Here is a 14675-nt window from a genome sequence, read left to right as displayed (position 1 = left end):
GCGTCCTTAAACCAAGTCTTGTTCCTTGTTTTCACTCCCAGATTGGCTGCGCTCCAAGCCAAAGCACCTCACTGAAATAGATCAAAAGTCAGCGCGCGAGCTTGATGCCGAACCAGTTGCGAAGGTCGGCACCAATATCGACCGGCCGGTCATCAATCTCTATCGACCCCATATCACCTCTGGCGATTGTCTGATTGTCACCGGGTATCAGGACTTCCTGTCTTCGCTTTCGATTCTGATGAAGGAATTGCCCGAGCTGAAGGATCCGGAAAATGACAGTGACATCCGGATCCGGATATCGTTCGGGATCGACACGGCGAATACCAAACATTTTACCAACCCCAAACCAGTCACCGAAGAAATGAAACTCTACTGGCTGGAGCGCTCCGGGCTTCAAGTGGAAGAGGATCACGATCTTCTCGCGGTGCTGGCAAAACACGCCATCAAAACCGGCAAAATAGATTTGCGTGTCTTCGATCCGGAGCTCGCCAAACGCAAGTTGGGGATATCTGGGGATCGGCGGCTACACTCAAAAATCGTCAGCTCATCAAAAGGTGCCGTCGCCGGGTCCGCAAACTTTTCCTATTCTGGGCTCTACAGAAACATTGAGTATGCCGATGACCTGGATGCGGGAACTCATGAACTTCAGGTCGAACGCACAGATGCCGCTGAGCAAGCCTGGGACGTGTCCGTCGATTGGAATGCCCAAGCACTGGAGATACTGGAAAGACTTATCAAGTCGGTTACCGCTGAAGATGCGATGGCGCGAACGATCTCGGAGCAAAAGGGGTTTGAACCCTGGCTCACTGGCGCCCGAAAAGAGATCACGAGCCATACGCTCTTTGGGTATCAACAGGAGCTGACCTATGAGGCGTGTTCCATCGTTTATGACCATGGCATCGCCTTCGTAGAAGCGCCGACCGGTTCGGGAAAGACAGAGATCGGCTGTCACCTGGCTGAAGCATTGTCAGAAACATTCTCGGAAGTCGTGCCCCGCTCCCCGGTCCATGGCGTAGCGCGAAAAAATGCAGCTGTAATTGCCCCGCCCAAAGTAATTCCAAGTTGGCGCAAGTACTCGACAAACTCGCTCCAACCTGTCGCAAACAGCAAACTTGCCAAACAACACCTCCGCGGTGCCGGCGATGGAGAAAAGTCTGGGCTCAGGCTCGATCAGTTTGGCATTCTGATCATTGATGAAAGCCACACTGTTACGCCGGGCTTTGAACAAGCATCTCAAATGGCCTCAGCCATCGAGCTTGCCCCGCCAAGCTGGAATGTCTGTCTGTCGGCGACGCTGCTCGGAAACCGGGATGTCGACTGGTTGACCCATATGCAGGAGAAGCGGGCGTCCATTTTCATGACGCCGACTTTCATTCAGGCCATGGGTGAGTTGTTCGAGCGCGAAACCCAAGTGCCCAAGGATATATTCAATCAGGATGCGCAACTGGCCGTCCTATCGGAGCCTGACACGACGCTCACGCGAGAGGCGCGCAACGAACTCGCTCAGCTGGTTTCGCCGTTTTTGACACGCAGACAACGGAAATGCATTGGCGAGGACGAAGATCCGACCAATCACAGTTACCCAAGACTAGAAAACCACGGGCGCCCGAAGAAACTTAAAGTGACAAAGCCTCAGCAAACGCGCCTGGATGAGATTGTGGCTCTCTGCAAAGAACTTGCGCCTGGCGGTAGGGTGACCGCTGTCGAGAAAAGCCGCTTCGGACACGTCAGCACGCAACAAAGCACGCAGGACCAGCTCTACATCCGCAACCTTTTGAACATTCTGCGCGTGAGCGCCGCCCAAGCCCATTGGGAGATGTCTCATGGAGCTATTGGCAAATCGCTTCGCGATTTCGAGCGTGGTGGGAAATCGAAGAAAAAGGTATCCCACCGCGACCAGTCCGACATGTTCGCGGCATTGGGAATAGAAGCGCCTGAACCCACAAAAAAATGCGACGCTCTAAACCAAAAACTGGGTCTCAGTGTTCTCAAGGAGCTTGATGAAAAGCGGTATGAAGCGTGCCTGAGAATACAAAATGAAAAAGACAGGGTCGTTTTTCTCGCAGAGCGGACGGACACACTCGAGATATTTGCAGAAGCATTGTCGCGCCGAGGCCACCACACCAACTATGTCGTGGGAAATCAAACCAAGGGAGAAGATTGTGCGGTGAAGGCAATCTTTGGAGACGGCCCCGACAGCTTCAAGCGTATCAAACAGGGAAAGTCCGTTGAGTCTTACTTCCGGCCTGGAGGAAAGAACGAACCAAAAGGATCTGCATCGGTTTTTCTGACTTACAAGATGGCTGAAGGTATCAACCTTCAGTCGTCAGACACGCTGGTATTGCTTGGCCTGACCTCGAATCTGAAGGAGCTCATCCAAGGTCTGGGTAGGATCGACCGGATCGATAGTGAGTTCGGGGTCGTCAACTACCACCTTGTTGACGTACCGGTAGGTCAGTTTGCATCTGACGAAAAAATCGCCCAGCGCATAGAGAACTACAAAACTTTGGCTGGGGAAGCGTTAGTCGACGCGGTCTTAGAAGAAAGCATCGAAGACGCAGAACTGATCCTCGAAAGTGTTGTCGAATATCTGCGATCCCCAAGGCAGCTTCGCGACAACAACTTTCACGATGTGCTGGAGCGCACCAAGGATACAATCCCCGAAGAGCGCTACAAGTTCATCGACAAGGCCAAAATTCAAGGCACCTGGGGTGCAGAGTTGGCGCTCTTATCGGCTCGTGAGAAATTCACGGCGCTACATCTCAAAGGACTTAGCAAGAGCAACAGCTTCTTTCCGCCTCGCCTGCTGCTTCTTAAGGATACTGCGCCAGGCCTGATATTGGAACGCGACCAGCTGGCCTGCGTCCAAACTCTGGAGACTGCATACGAACGGACCAGAAGCCTTGGCATGGAACACGCCCACATGTCACTGGAAGGTCTCTCTGAAGCGCTAGAGACGATTTCAGAGCAGATCGGCAAGCTGACCGAGTGGGACTTGCGCCCGGCGCGCGTTGAGAGCCTCATGAAAGCCTGCGCCGAGTTCATGGGACGCAAAGGTGGTATCGAACTCAGTGATCAAGAACTATTTGGCCATCTGTCCCTGCCGGCCGTGGAAATGGTGTGCGAGGCGTGGAGCCGTGAGCTTGATCCCTTCTGGGAACAAGCAAAACACGAAGTGCGTGACAGCTTCGCCTATGAGGATCTTCCCAAGGGGTACATCGCGCTTCAGGTTATCCTGGAAAAGCTCGAAAGCGATCATCAGGCGTCCGCTGAGATCCATGAAAAAATGGTCCGGGTCATCGAGGAAGCTGAACAGGTTTCGCGCGACCACGAACCTGCAATTGGACAGCGCATTTCAGTGGTGTTCTTTTCGGATGGTACAGGAGAACACTAGGTGGCTTCATAACCTGCCCCCAAAACCGCAGCTCGACTGGCAAACTATGCTGCGTTGCTGCGCTCCCAAAAAGGGGATTTTCGAAGTTGGCCGCAGCATCACCAGGCTTGCCAATCGCTGCGCCTTAAAAAAATGTGTGCTAGCTGCCATTCAGCTAGTATCGCGAGTGTACTCGCATAGATTGAAGGCCTCTTAGACTTCTTGTTCTCGGGAGATGCGCAGTTTCATTCTGGAAGCTGCATTGCTGCGGTTACAAACTCTCTCAGCGCCCCCAGAGAAGGTGTGAATCGTCGCTTACTTCGCGCTCCCATTCAGGCAAATCGCGAAAAGCGGTATCAACTCGAATAGCGTCCTCGCGGCCGCGTACTTCGGCGCCGAGAATAAACCGAGCCGGTATATGGTCTGAGACCTGGACTTCGGCCTGCGGATCGAGTGGAACATTAGCAGGAATCGCTTGACTACCGACAATTGTGATACCAGCGCGGTTGCGGCGAAACATTGCTTCAAACGCTTCAGCGGATTCATAGAAATGGTCGTAAGGCAATATTTCACGCCGGGAGGCATTGGTATGCAAGAAGCGGCATCGACATTCCCAAAGAATCTCCGGCGAGAGATGGAGGATGACCCAGCGCCGGTTTGGAAAGTCTACGATTTTACGATTCAGCATTTCGCGATTGACGTTAGTGATCGTGGTGCAAATGGTATCAGTCCGGTTGTCAATACGAATACAATCTGTGGTTACAACTTCAAGGCCACGCCGTCGGCACTCTTGAACGGAGAGCAAACCATGCTGGACGATTGACGGGATGTTTTCAATTGCTGTGAAGTGCAGAATTCGGCGAACACCGCGTGCCTCGGCTACTTCTTTTATGCGAACCTGTCTTTTAGTTTCCTTCATGATAACTAGCACTGAGAACGGAAATCCGGTTCACCTTACCTCTTCATTGCCATGCAATATCTGGATCATTCTTTCCTTTAGGCTAACGGCGCCAGAGGTCGAGCACCAATCTTTCCAGCTGATATGAGCTACCCCAGAGCCTTGCTTTTTAACCGAATAAAGAGGCAGAACAGCTTCCTTTGAATTCATGACTGCATCATAGAACGAGAAATCTCGATTCCACCGGATTGCAACAAAATAGTCTGCTTTTTCGATATTGCTCGGCCGCAACGAAACTCTCGGAAAAGGGCCGTCAGTACCGAGAATACGGGATTTCACTTCTACTAGTCCAAATGCCGGCGCATGAATGTCAGAGCCACGCCGGTTCCCGCCCTCGACAACACCTTCCAACGCCGCAGCTACAAGTATTTCTCCAAGAAGGTCATGTGAAATCTTGTCGTATCTACGGATGCATTTTGCAGTGCGCAAAATTTTTGCCATTTCTCGGGCATCTTCGGAGGCGTAGTCATTCTTACTCAATAGTCGGATCCGGATGATCGGGACGCAGTTAGATCAGGAAGTAATCAAGTCTCTATCTGGCTCAATGGCCGCCGCAAGTCGAAAGTGATAGGTGACGCATCTTTTTATGTAGCCCTTGTTCACTTCCATCCGACCGGGCGCGCCTTGTAGGGCTGAAAGTCTGCTTCGCGGGATGCTGCATGCACCTTTCGGTGGCGCCATTTGTCCGCACTCTGCCCTTTCACAATTTAAGGTGGCGAACGGCCATTGCTGCCCTTGGCTGCCAAAACTGTTCGTGGCGCCATGCCGCGCCAAAGCGGACATGGTTAAGGTGAAAGGCTATACGAAAGCCGAGACCGCCGAAACGGGATCAGTATTGCAGTCACGGGAGTTCAAAGAATGTCCAATCGATTGAAGCGGATAACGCCTTCGAGTCGTCGGATAACTGATGGCCAGCTTGCCCATTGCAGATGGGGTACGAGCCGTGCTGTTCCAGAAAATCTGTCAGAAAGAAGCTTTCAAGATCATAGACGTTATCATTACCGTAAGTCTTTAGCACGTCAGCGGAGTAATAGGTGAATTTGGCTTTGTAGTTCTTGGCGTAGTTGCTGATTCCGAGATTTCCAGATTGCCCTGTCAGGTGTCCTCTCAGCCTCATTGACAGGCTGTTCTGCTTTGACTCACTCATTCCGATATAGATTAGCCTAGACGCCTGAAACGGATAAGGAATTTCCATATCCAATAGATAGATGAAATAGATGCCCGCAACGCCGCGAACAAACTTGATCTCTTGCTCGCGCAGATTGTAGGTTTTGGTAAAAAGAATTCGCATCGGGGCATACTAGTAGGGATAAGCATCTGTGACCAATGAAAAAATTAAGACGGCTACCGAAGTTGTCACCGGGTTCATCAACGAGCAAGCGAAGGACGAAGACCTTGATCCTGACACTGTAAAATCGGTCGGCGCACTGCGTGATGAAGGCAAGCTGACCAAGGTCAATCTGCTTCGGCAGCTCGAAGTTCTGCGCAAGGCAGCGATCAATACTCAGGCAGATGAAGGCGGTGCAGATGACTAAGCTGCGCTCCCTCAAAGCCACCGGTTTTCGTGGCGCCCGGTTTGAGTTGCCGCTGGAATTCACCAAGAAACATCGAAGCCTTGCGATCTATGGAGAAAACGCCGCTGGCAAAAGCACGATCACCGACGCGCTGGAATGGTTCATCCGTGACCGGATCGAGCACCTGTGGAAGGAAGATTGCAAGTTAGACGCGCTACGCCATGTCAAATGCGAAGACGGTGACGCGAGTGTTGTCGAAGTCGTCTTTGACGGCGCGGATCAAAACGGCTCCAAAAGCCTTTCGGCGGCCCTGAAGACAAGCACCGCCTATGGCGATCCCGATGTCGCGACTCTCTTGGAAGACCTCAAAGGTGACCGTATCATCTTGCGGCATGCCGATATCGTCGGTTTTCTGGACGAAACCAAGGGACGAAAGCGCGAAGCGATAGCGCGTATTATCGGTTTTGACGAGATCATTCAGTTTCGGTCAGTCATCCAGCAGTCGCGCAACGCCCTGCAAAAAGACGGTTCCTACACTGGTGCGAAGCAGCAGTCGGAAAATCTGCAATCCGCGATGATTGAGTCTGTTGGCCAAGTTGTGCCTGATCGTGCTGCCTTTTTTGAAATCGCAAAAGGCCTTGTAGATCCGTTTGATACTTCCACGGAGATCGTCGACAAGACGAGCTACAAAACGGCTGTCGATGAACTTCGCGGCCTCGGAAACAACGCCGAAAAGATCAAGGCAGCGCAACGTCTGAAACTTTTGGAGCAGCTTTGCAATGACCTTCAAACCGATCTCGAACAAGTAACCGATAAGCTGAAGGTTTTTTCAGAGGATTACAATGCACTGGCAAACGAACGCGAGAACGTCAACAAGCTGCGCCTGAGCGAGTTCCTAGTCAAAGGCAAAACGGTCATCGATGACGAGGCATTCACCAAGGATGAATGCCCCTTCTGCCTGAGCGATTACAAGCTCGAGGACCTTCAAGTCGAGGTTGCGCAGCGGATCACAGCACTCGGCGAGCTTCAAGATAAGCTTGATGAATGCGGTGAGTGTAAGGACGATCTTCTGTCGTCCATCACTGATGCCGGAACTAAGGCCAATACGGTAGTTTCAGACTACAGTGATCTGGCAGAATTCGAGGCGTTGGTGAATAGGGCCAAGACGACTTATCAGTCACTTCGCGAAGGTTGTAAAACAGTCGAGGCGGCCTTTGAAACCCTGACGGTGTTTGAGCCGCCCGAAGGTTTTGTAGACGCAATCGCCGACCTGAGTGATAAGTGTGAAGCGTCAGCCACGGTGGCACAGGAAGCCGCCAAAAAGCTCGAACTGACCGAAATCGAGAAACGGATCGCCGAGGTGCTGACGACTCTGCAAACGGTTGGCAGCCAAGTCAAATCCTACGAAACCTGCCAACGCACCATCGCCGCGTTTGAAGCGCAAATCCTGACGCTGTCGACCATTTTCGATGAGTTCGTGAAGGTGCAAAACGAAGCGCTTCAAACCGTTCTCGATATAATCAGCGCCGATGTCGGCAAGTTTTACCAGAAGCTGCACCCCAAAGAGAGCGTTGATAACGTCCATCTTTCCATGGTCGGCGAAGAAGGCGTTGAGTTTGAATATTCTTTTCATGGCCAAGCAACGCAGCCGCCGCGCAAGTATCTGAGCGAAAGCCACCTCAATAGTTTGGGCGTCGTGCTCTTTCTTGCGAACGCACGGATATTCAACAAGCAAGCGCGTTTTCTCGTGCTGGACGATATCGTCACGAGCTTTGACATCAATCACAGAAGAAGGCTACTGCGGCTGCTAAAAGAAGAGTTTGCGGACTGGCAGATTCTTATCCTGACGCACGAAAATGTCTGGTTCGATCTCATCAAGCGCGAAATGGCTCCGTCAGGCTGGCTGTTCCATGAGGTTAGCGCCGACAATGAAAACGGCATACTTCTGGAGAAAAGCCCTGCGACGTTGCGGGCGTTGATCGATCAGAAAAAGGGTAAGGAAGACGTTACCAACGATTTGCGCAAGCTCCTCGAAGCAGTCTTGAAGGATGTTTGTTATGCTCTGGAAGTTAAAGTTGCCTTCCGGTTCAATGAAGTTAATGAGAAACGCATGCCAGAAGAACTGCTATCGCAGCTTCGCTCGACGCTCAAAGAGAAGTCGCCCGACCTCGCAAAAGATGCGGTTTTCGCTGAGCTTGCCGGCTCAACTCTCATCGCAAATCTCGATTCTCATGATAACCCAGAAAAGATCGTGGGCGGCGACATCGATGTTCTGCTCGAAGACATCAACAAACTTGTGAATTTGTTTGTCTGCCATGGCTGCAATCACATAGCTAGGGCCTCAGCTCCAGTGGCGGGGGCTAAAGCGATTTCGTGCCGTTGCGGCAAACTACAGATACCTTGGAAGACTTGAGTACGAAATGCGGAGCAGCTTTCTGGATCAATAGAGCTAGGGCAGGTTGCCAAATTGGACCAAGCAAGCCAAAGAGTTATCATACTCCGGCACCCGAGGGCTTTGATCGGATGGACTAGAAGGCAGCCAATGACCTCTCTCTGCCCTAACTTGGCCTCCGACCCAACCCCTGATCCAGGCCACTTGGCTGTAGAATCCGTTTCAGTTTCTTTCTCGCAATTATGTTACGACCAAGGACTGCTGAGTGGGTTTTGGCGTTTGTCAAACTCAGCAGGCAATAGTTTTGGGTGGGGGGCATGCTTAGCGTCCAATGAAACTACGTTCAAAGATGGCGATTGAACCCGTTCAGCCAGTCAATCAAGTCAAGCTTGAGATCTTCCGCTGAGCGATAGAACGGATTGATCGTTCCCATCTCACAGAATTCCGCATGGAAGGCTCTGGCGAAATCCTCACACGAGCTTCTTGCGATCTGCCGATCATATACCTGCGAAATCCCTTCTTGAGTCAGCAGTTTTTGATAGTCGCTGTCTGCATAGTCTTGCCCCAAATTCGTTTGAACGTACCGAAGTTTGCGGTCTCTGCGTGCGTAGACCGGCAAAACTGAGGTTTCTAGGAACTTCGCCGGCGTAAATCGGTCTCCACCTGAAGAAACTGATGCGAGCACTTCTCCTGTTTCTTCAATGACAAAGACATCTAGAACGACGCGCTCACTACTCTTGACAAGGGAAAAGACAAAGCGATCTTGGCTCCCGAGACAGCGAGTATCGGAAGCAAAGGGTTCAGAAGGTGTGAAGTGTTTGCTCATTGTGAGCTCCTTTTTCTAGGGTTGAGTATTGGGGAAAATTTGCTCAATTCAGCCATCATTCTGGCAAGCAAAACTACGTTTGCATCGATGTTGCCCGAGGATCTTCACAAACCCGCCGGTTTGGTGCGTCGTCCCCACCGGTCACGAGCAGATCACTGAGCCGAACGAGATGCCCCCTGCTCGTGCGCCCTTCGGGTTCGGCGCCATGGGTCGGAATTTCTCGGTCGGCCAAAGATTCCATGAGTTTTCGAGACGAAGTACCTCGCGACTTAGCAAGCGTCGCAACAGGTACGAATGTTGCTTGAAACCGTGCCAACTGCTCCGGGCTGATGAGGTAAGATAAGTTCGGCCCATGTTGTACCTGGCGCGCTTCGAGCAAACCTAATCTGCACCAATGGACCACAGACTGCGGCTTCCATCCAGCAATCTTGGCCACATCATGCGCAGTCCAATCGCGCGAAAACCGCAACGTGGACAGTTCGTCATCAATCTCACTCTTCAAAAACTCAAATGAGCTTAAGGCCATGTCTTCATCGGCGACGACAGGTCTGATTTTGCACTCAAACACAAGGCGGAACAGGTGCAACAAGGCGGAACGATCTGTCGTTCTGCGGAGATTCAGCTCAAACAATTTGACGGTATCGCCAGGTCGGTGATCCGCAGAAGATCTGAGTTTAGTGATGCTATCCAGCAGCGCTACACGGTCAAAACCGCCGTCGACCAGCGCAGGGCGATGCTGCACTGCAACCTCGCTGACGACGCCTGCCTCTCGCAAAAGCTCGAACTGTTTTCGGTGGATACCAAGCAGCCGTTGAACCTCTAATCCACTACAGTATCGATCTCTATCTGCTGCAATATTCACAAGCTCCAGCCGGGGGATGACCGTGTGTGTATGCCCGTAGCCACTTTGGCTTTGCTTACCGGCAATGTGCTTTTTCTGAACCGCTTCGACCAACCTTTGTGGCGAGATGTTTAGTTCTGCGGACGCCTCTTTGGCAGACACCCATTCTCGCTGACTGGAAACAACAATTGCGCCAACATAGCTGCCATTAAATTCCTCTGCGACAACGCGTGCGACGGCCGAACGAAACGGATCGTAGGCCGGCTCCTTGAATTTCATCAGTCGATGATACCACTTGCCCAACTTCGCTGGTGCTGAATTCTCTTTAGAGGCACTCGCAGTTAGACGCTCACTCACGTGATCCTCGAAACCATGCGGCCAATTGTGTAGAAGTTTCGCAACTGGTTCCAGCAACGCAACTGACTCGGATACAGTTTTAGGCAACCTAGTTTTCCCGGTCTTTCCAGTGCGATTCTGAGAAAAGCTCGAAGCCAAAAAATGCAAGAAACCCCCGATATCGGCTGGGACTGGGTTCACATCATCAAACGGCGCGCAATACGTACCTTCCAGCGTCGATCCGGAAATTAAGCGAGCGATTGCAGTTTCATGCTCCGGTGCTGGTTCTGTTTCGATTTCTGCCCGTTGAGCACCGCAACTGCACGTCTCATACCCGCCCGAGACAGGCGTGAATTGCGAAGCACAAATTGGACACCTGTCAACAAGTCGCGTTCCGTGGTGCGGACACGCGGACACCAAAGCGTGCCGCCAAGATGCTTCAAACACTTGTCCATTCGCCGAGCATTTTGGGCAAAAGGGATCTGAATGATGTCGATGGAACGCCCACTCGAGCGACGCCGTGGTCGGATTGGATGAAGGAGAGATGCGGCTCAACCGAAGATTATCAACGTCTAAGGCACTGGCGAGCGCAGGCAATTCCTCAACCATTTGTCGACCATAGCGGACGTTAATTCTCGACAGAAAATCTGCTGTGTGTCTGTAAGCATTCATATGTCCATAACGGCGAAGAAACCCCAAAAGGCTTTCGTTCTCAGCCGGCAGAATGCGGATAAGGTCGTTCATGCCTATTGCTCTTGAATCCCCAATAGATCTTGAACTGTGCTTGGGCTTACCTCAAGCTGTGCTGCTTCCATCACCTCACCATACGCAGAGACGAGCTGTAAGTCCGAAGGTGGATCCAGAGCAAAGAACATTTCGCATGAAACTTGTGACTGCATAACCTTGCTGGCACTCTCTGAAATCTGGCCTAAGGACAGAGCCGTACCAGGAAGTCTTTGAATGGACGCTCGAAGCATCTTCAAGACTTGGCCAATTCGGCCGCCGGAAGCGCCGTAAAGTCGACGCACCAAGTCTTCCTTGTCAAAATCAAGCAGCAATCCAGCTTGTTCAAGACATTGAAACGCGGAATTCACTGCTGCGCAAAAATGCTTGCGGTCTTCATCTTTGGACCAAGAGTAAGGTTCAATAACCACGGTCTTCATCGAGCGAGCTGCAAACTGCTCATTCGCGTCGAGTAAACTTTGAAACCTTGGAAGGCCCGCAAGCACCAGTACCACGCCTGATTGGTCAACGACTGTTTTGAAATGATCTCCGGCTCCGCGAGCGGACAAATTGGCGCCGCGTTCGGCAGTGTGGCTTGCTTCGTCCAGCGCAATAACTCGGATGCCAAATGCGCTGATGAGCTCAAAAAGCCTTTCGCGCACAATGCTGGTTTTTTCCTTTGGGCCCGCCGTACCGCCAACGGCTTCAAGCAAAGCCACATAGAGGTCACGGTCATTTGGTCTCGCCGGCACGCGACCGAGCACAAAGTCAGATTTTTCCAGTAGCATACCAGGTGCCCGACGCACCGTTTGGTTGCGGGACTTTAAATCTGACAAAAGCTCTGTCTTGCCGCATCGTGTAGGGCCCAAGATAGGAATGATCCCACCAGACTCAGAACTCGCGAAGGTCAACAGGTCTTCTACTTCCAGCAAGGCGTGCATGTAAGAATGGTGACGAATTGTGATATCGCGCAAAACCGCGTCGAAATCATTCTTGGTCTGATCAAGCATTCTTTTTCTCCACCTTGGGCAGGTCAAGGGTGGTTGGAATCGTCATTGCCGACGTTCGGGGCGCCACCAAAACTTGGCCGGGGATCAAAGGCTGTTTGAGCGCGCGCTCATGCATTCTATGTGTTCTTCTCCGCTCGATCTCATCTGCACGCGTCTTTTGCATCTTGGTTTTTCCGAGTTTTTTGGTCTGCCGACGCTCCATCATGGCCTGGAGAACAGCTTCGCTGTCAAAGCAATCCGGCGTCATCTTTGCTCGGGGCGGCCGGATTGCTTTGATGGCGGCATAAGACAAACCGTCAAGTCCATCAATTTTGTTGTATGCAGGGACAAGTCTCTCATCTTGTGGGTCGACCACTAAAATCATTCTTACATCCAAAGGATTGTATCTGATTTTCAGCTGCTTTCCGTAACCAATACGGCGGAGTAGGTCCCCTAGTTCTTCGGACCAGAATTGCATATGTTCAAACTCGACTCCGTATTTCCAACCACCACGTGTTTCTTCGAACACCCAGAAGCACTCCGCACGTTCTTCCAGTGTGAGTGGATCAGGCATTACGTGTTCCTCAGCCAATCGTTGCATCGCCTCCAGTGGTGATTCATATTTTCTGAAAACACTGCAAATCCGCTTTCGTTGACGCAGGTGGTATTCGTCAAACCGCCATTTCTGCATGATTTCTTCGAATTCATCGAGTGTGAGGCAGGCCTCTTCTTCCGCCTTTTCTTGCCGGCTGTTGCCGGGCAATAAGGTGCTTTCGGTAGCACCGGGAAGTGTTTTTACCATATCATTGAAGGTACGATTGTATCGTTCAATGAACGGTTTCTGCTGTGGGTTTCTTGGCTCAGCCCAAAACACTTCTGAACGCGTAGCAATAATAACAGCGTCCAAGAAATCTCCCTGGTTCTCCTGCGCTTGATCAAGAACGAACAGTTTGGGCTTCGCTGCATATGTCTTTCTGCTGACGATTCCAAAATTTTCAAAAAATTCTTCTTCGCAGTGCGTCATCGTCTTCATCAATGTTTCGACAATGGTCTCCGAATTGGGATGATGAAGAGTAAACAACTGAGCCAGAACCCATCCCGTTGCACAGTCAATAGCCGCAGTCACCCACGGCCTGCCAACGAGTTCACCGCTTCGATTTGTAACCATGATGTCCGCTGGCGTTGAGTCAATTTCCACTCGATCAAATGGCGCTTCGATGTCGTAGAACTTTTTTGCTTGTTTCCTATGTGTTTTCGCGTGCTTACTACCCATTTTTCGTTTGATTAGGTCATCATGTGGCAGCGTTTTGATAATCGCTTCGACAACCTTGCGCCCGCAATTTCCCGCTTCCAAATCATTTTCGCTACACCAAAAAAGGTACTGCCGACACGCCTCTCGATGCAGATCGGAAACCCGCAATCTGTCGTGTGGTAGGTACTGTTGTTCAATCAAATTTTCGACAATTTCGCGAAACACTGCGTCACAGCGATCAGTGCGATTTCCCGAACGATGAGTTTTGGGGACCAACCCCTGGACACCGTTTTTGATGAATTTAGACGTCCAATCATTAATCGTGCTTTGTGAAGGAAACGGCTTTCTGCGTGCAGCGAACTGCGCCTTCTGAGAAACCTGCTTTTCAATGTATACCCGTCGTGATCGACGAGGCACTTCTTTTTCCCTCAGGCGAAGCTCCTGCCGGACAATGAAAAGGCGGAAATCAGTTTCTAACCTGTGCTCCTCGGACTGATACGTTCCATATCTTGTTGGGCTCAACTCAGAGGATCGCACAAGCCCATTTGAAATGGCCTTCCGAAACTCATCTCCAGAAATTTGATAAACTTCACCGTTCTGATCGATGAGTTGCACCGCGTCCTTTGATGGAACCGGGCCGTCTACGACATAGTCTTCGCCATTATGCGTAATCGTTCGGCCGTCTTTTCGAGAAACAAGGTTCATTAAAACTTCAGAACCTCCAAGAAACGGGTGCAGCCGTCGTTTGCTTCCAGCGCAGAGGCTTGACGCAGCCTCGACGCCGTAATGTCGAACTTCAGGAGACCGTTGAGCAAAGCCATGCAGATTTCACCTTGGCTAAGTCCGTGATGAAGGTGCAGATCTCTATATGAGGAACTGTCGTCGCCCATATCGCTGAGTTGCTCAAGAACATGCGCCGGGCACTTTTTTCCAACCCAGGGAGCCAGCAGTCTAGCATTATAGTACAAGGGCCCTTGAAGGAGTTCTTCGGTGACCATTAGCAAAGACAAACCGAAGCTTTGTAGGAGCTCTGGGTAGAGCAAATACTCAGGTTTCTTCTCAATGTGAGCGGAATGCTTAGCGTCCAAAAGCGACTTGGTCCCGTCTTTCAGAAGAACTTCAAAATCCGGCGTGTAAATGGGGTTCTTTCTACCTGCACGACCGAGATGCGCTTCCAATGCGTTCTTGTCGCGAAAAACTCTTCCAGAAGCCAGACTGATAGTACATGGTTGAGTTTTGAGAGAGAGCACTCGCGGGTCAATCTCCAAGCAACAGACAAGCGTTACTTCCATGTGGCTTTCGAGCTGGATGACGCCACGAAACTTGGTGCCGGCCATCTTGCTTGCCCGTTTCTGCATGCCACGCTTGTGCACACGGCGCATCGTTGGATTTGCGAACTTGTTTTCTTTCATACAGAGACGAATACAATAAGTCATTCGCAATGGCAATGGGCGCCATGCGAATGAAACAA

General features: G+C 51.3%; 11 protein-coding genes. 3 read left to right on the top strand and 8 right to left on the bottom strand.

Annotated features, from left to right (window positions below; genetic code table 11):
• The first annotated feature begins 25 nt into the window (after window positions 1-25).
• Window positions 26-3394, top strand: a complete 3369-nt coding sequence (locus AVO44_RS15630; protein ID WP_068338687.1) for a DEAD/DEAH box helicase family protein — start codon at window positions 26-28, stop codon at window positions 3392-3394.
• 262 nt (window positions 3395-3656) lie between these two features.
• Here AVO44_RS15630 and AVO44_RS20725 read toward each other — a convergent pair whose 3' ends face one another.
• The 3 genes from AVO44_RS20725 to AVO44_RS15610 form a co-directional block, all read right to left on the bottom strand.
• Window positions 3657-4292 (bottom strand): DarT ssDNA thymidine ADP-ribosyltransferase family protein, encoded by a 636-nt coding sequence (locus AVO44_RS20725; protein ID WP_082677515.1) that lies wholly within the window; start codon window positions 4290-4292, stop codon window positions 3657-3659.
• Between the two features lie 30 nt (window positions 4293-4322).
• Window positions 4323-4811, bottom strand: coding sequence for a hypothetical protein (locus AVO44_RS15615; RefSeq protein WP_157769994.1), 489 nt, complete (start codon window positions 4809-4811; stop codon window positions 4323-4325).
• A 361-nt stretch (window positions 4812-5172) separates the two neighbouring features.
• Window positions 5173-5622: a hypothetical protein gene (locus AVO44_RS15610; protein ID WP_068338673.1), complete on the bottom strand. Its 450-nt coding sequence runs from the start codon at window positions 5620-5622 to the stop codon at window positions 5173-5175.
• Window positions 5623-5650: 28 nt separating this feature from the next.
• Between AVO44_RS15610 and AVO44_RS15605 the strand changes: the two genes are divergently transcribed.
• Together AVO44_RS15605 and AVO44_RS15600 are read left to right on the top strand one after the other, a co-directional pair.
• Window positions 5651-5866, top strand: a complete 216-nt coding sequence (locus AVO44_RS15605) for a hypothetical protein (protein ID WP_068338670.1) — start codon at window positions 5651-5653, stop codon at window positions 5864-5866.
• On the top strand, window positions 5859-8258 hold the full coding sequence (locus AVO44_RS15600) for an AAA family ATPase (protein ID WP_068338952.1): 2400 nt from the start codon (window positions 5859-5861) through the stop codon (window positions 8256-8258). Before AVO44_RS15605 ends, AVO44_RS15600 begins: the two co-directional genes overlap by 8 nt.
• Window positions 8259-8580: 322 nt before the next feature.
• Here AVO44_RS15600 and AVO44_RS15595 read toward each other — a convergent pair whose 3' ends face one another.
• From AVO44_RS15595 to AVO44_RS15575, 5 genes are all read right to left on the bottom strand, one after another.
• Window positions 8581-9063 carry a hypothetical protein gene (locus tag AVO44_RS15595; protein WP_068338667.1) on the bottom strand — a complete coding sequence of 161 codons (483 nt, stop codon included), beginning with the start codon at window positions 9061-9063 and terminating at the stop codon, window positions 8581-8583.
• A 73-nt stretch (window positions 9064-9136) separates the two neighbouring features.
• Window positions 9137-10984, bottom strand: a complete 1848-nt coding sequence (locus AVO44_RS20720; protein ID WP_082677514.1) for a TniQ family protein — start codon at window positions 10982-10984, stop codon at window positions 9137-9139.
• A gap of 2 nt (window positions 10985-10986) precedes the next feature.
• Window positions 10987-11973 carry a TniB family NTP-binding protein gene (locus tag AVO44_RS15585; RefSeq protein WP_068338662.1) on the bottom strand — a complete coding sequence of 329 codons (987 nt, stop codon included), beginning with the start codon at window positions 11971-11973 and terminating at the stop codon, window positions 10987-10989.
• The gene (locus tag AVO44_RS15580; RefSeq protein ID WP_068338659.1) at window positions 11966-13909 is read right to left on the bottom strand and encodes a Mu transposase C-terminal domain-containing protein; all 1944 of its coding nucleotides are present in this window, start codon (window positions 13907-13909) and stop codon (window positions 11966-11968) included. Before AVO44_RS15580 ends, AVO44_RS15585 begins: the two co-directional genes overlap by 8 nt.
• Window positions 13909-14616, bottom strand: coding sequence for a PDDEXK family nuclease (locus AVO44_RS15575; RefSeq protein ID WP_068338657.1), 708 nt, complete (start codon window positions 14614-14616; stop codon window positions 13909-13911). Before AVO44_RS15575 ends, AVO44_RS15580 begins: the two co-directional genes overlap by 1 nt.
• Window positions 14617-14675 lie beyond the last annotated feature (59 nt).

This window comes from Ruegeria profundi, from assembly GCF_001507545.1.
In the GTDB taxonomy this organism is placed as follows: domain Bacteria; phylum Pseudomonadota; class Alphaproteobacteria; order Rhodobacterales; family Rhodobacteraceae; genus Ruegeria; species Ruegeria profundi.
The sequence above is the reverse complement of the archived record's forward strand: the minus strand, read 5'-3'. Positions and strand labels throughout refer to the sequence as shown.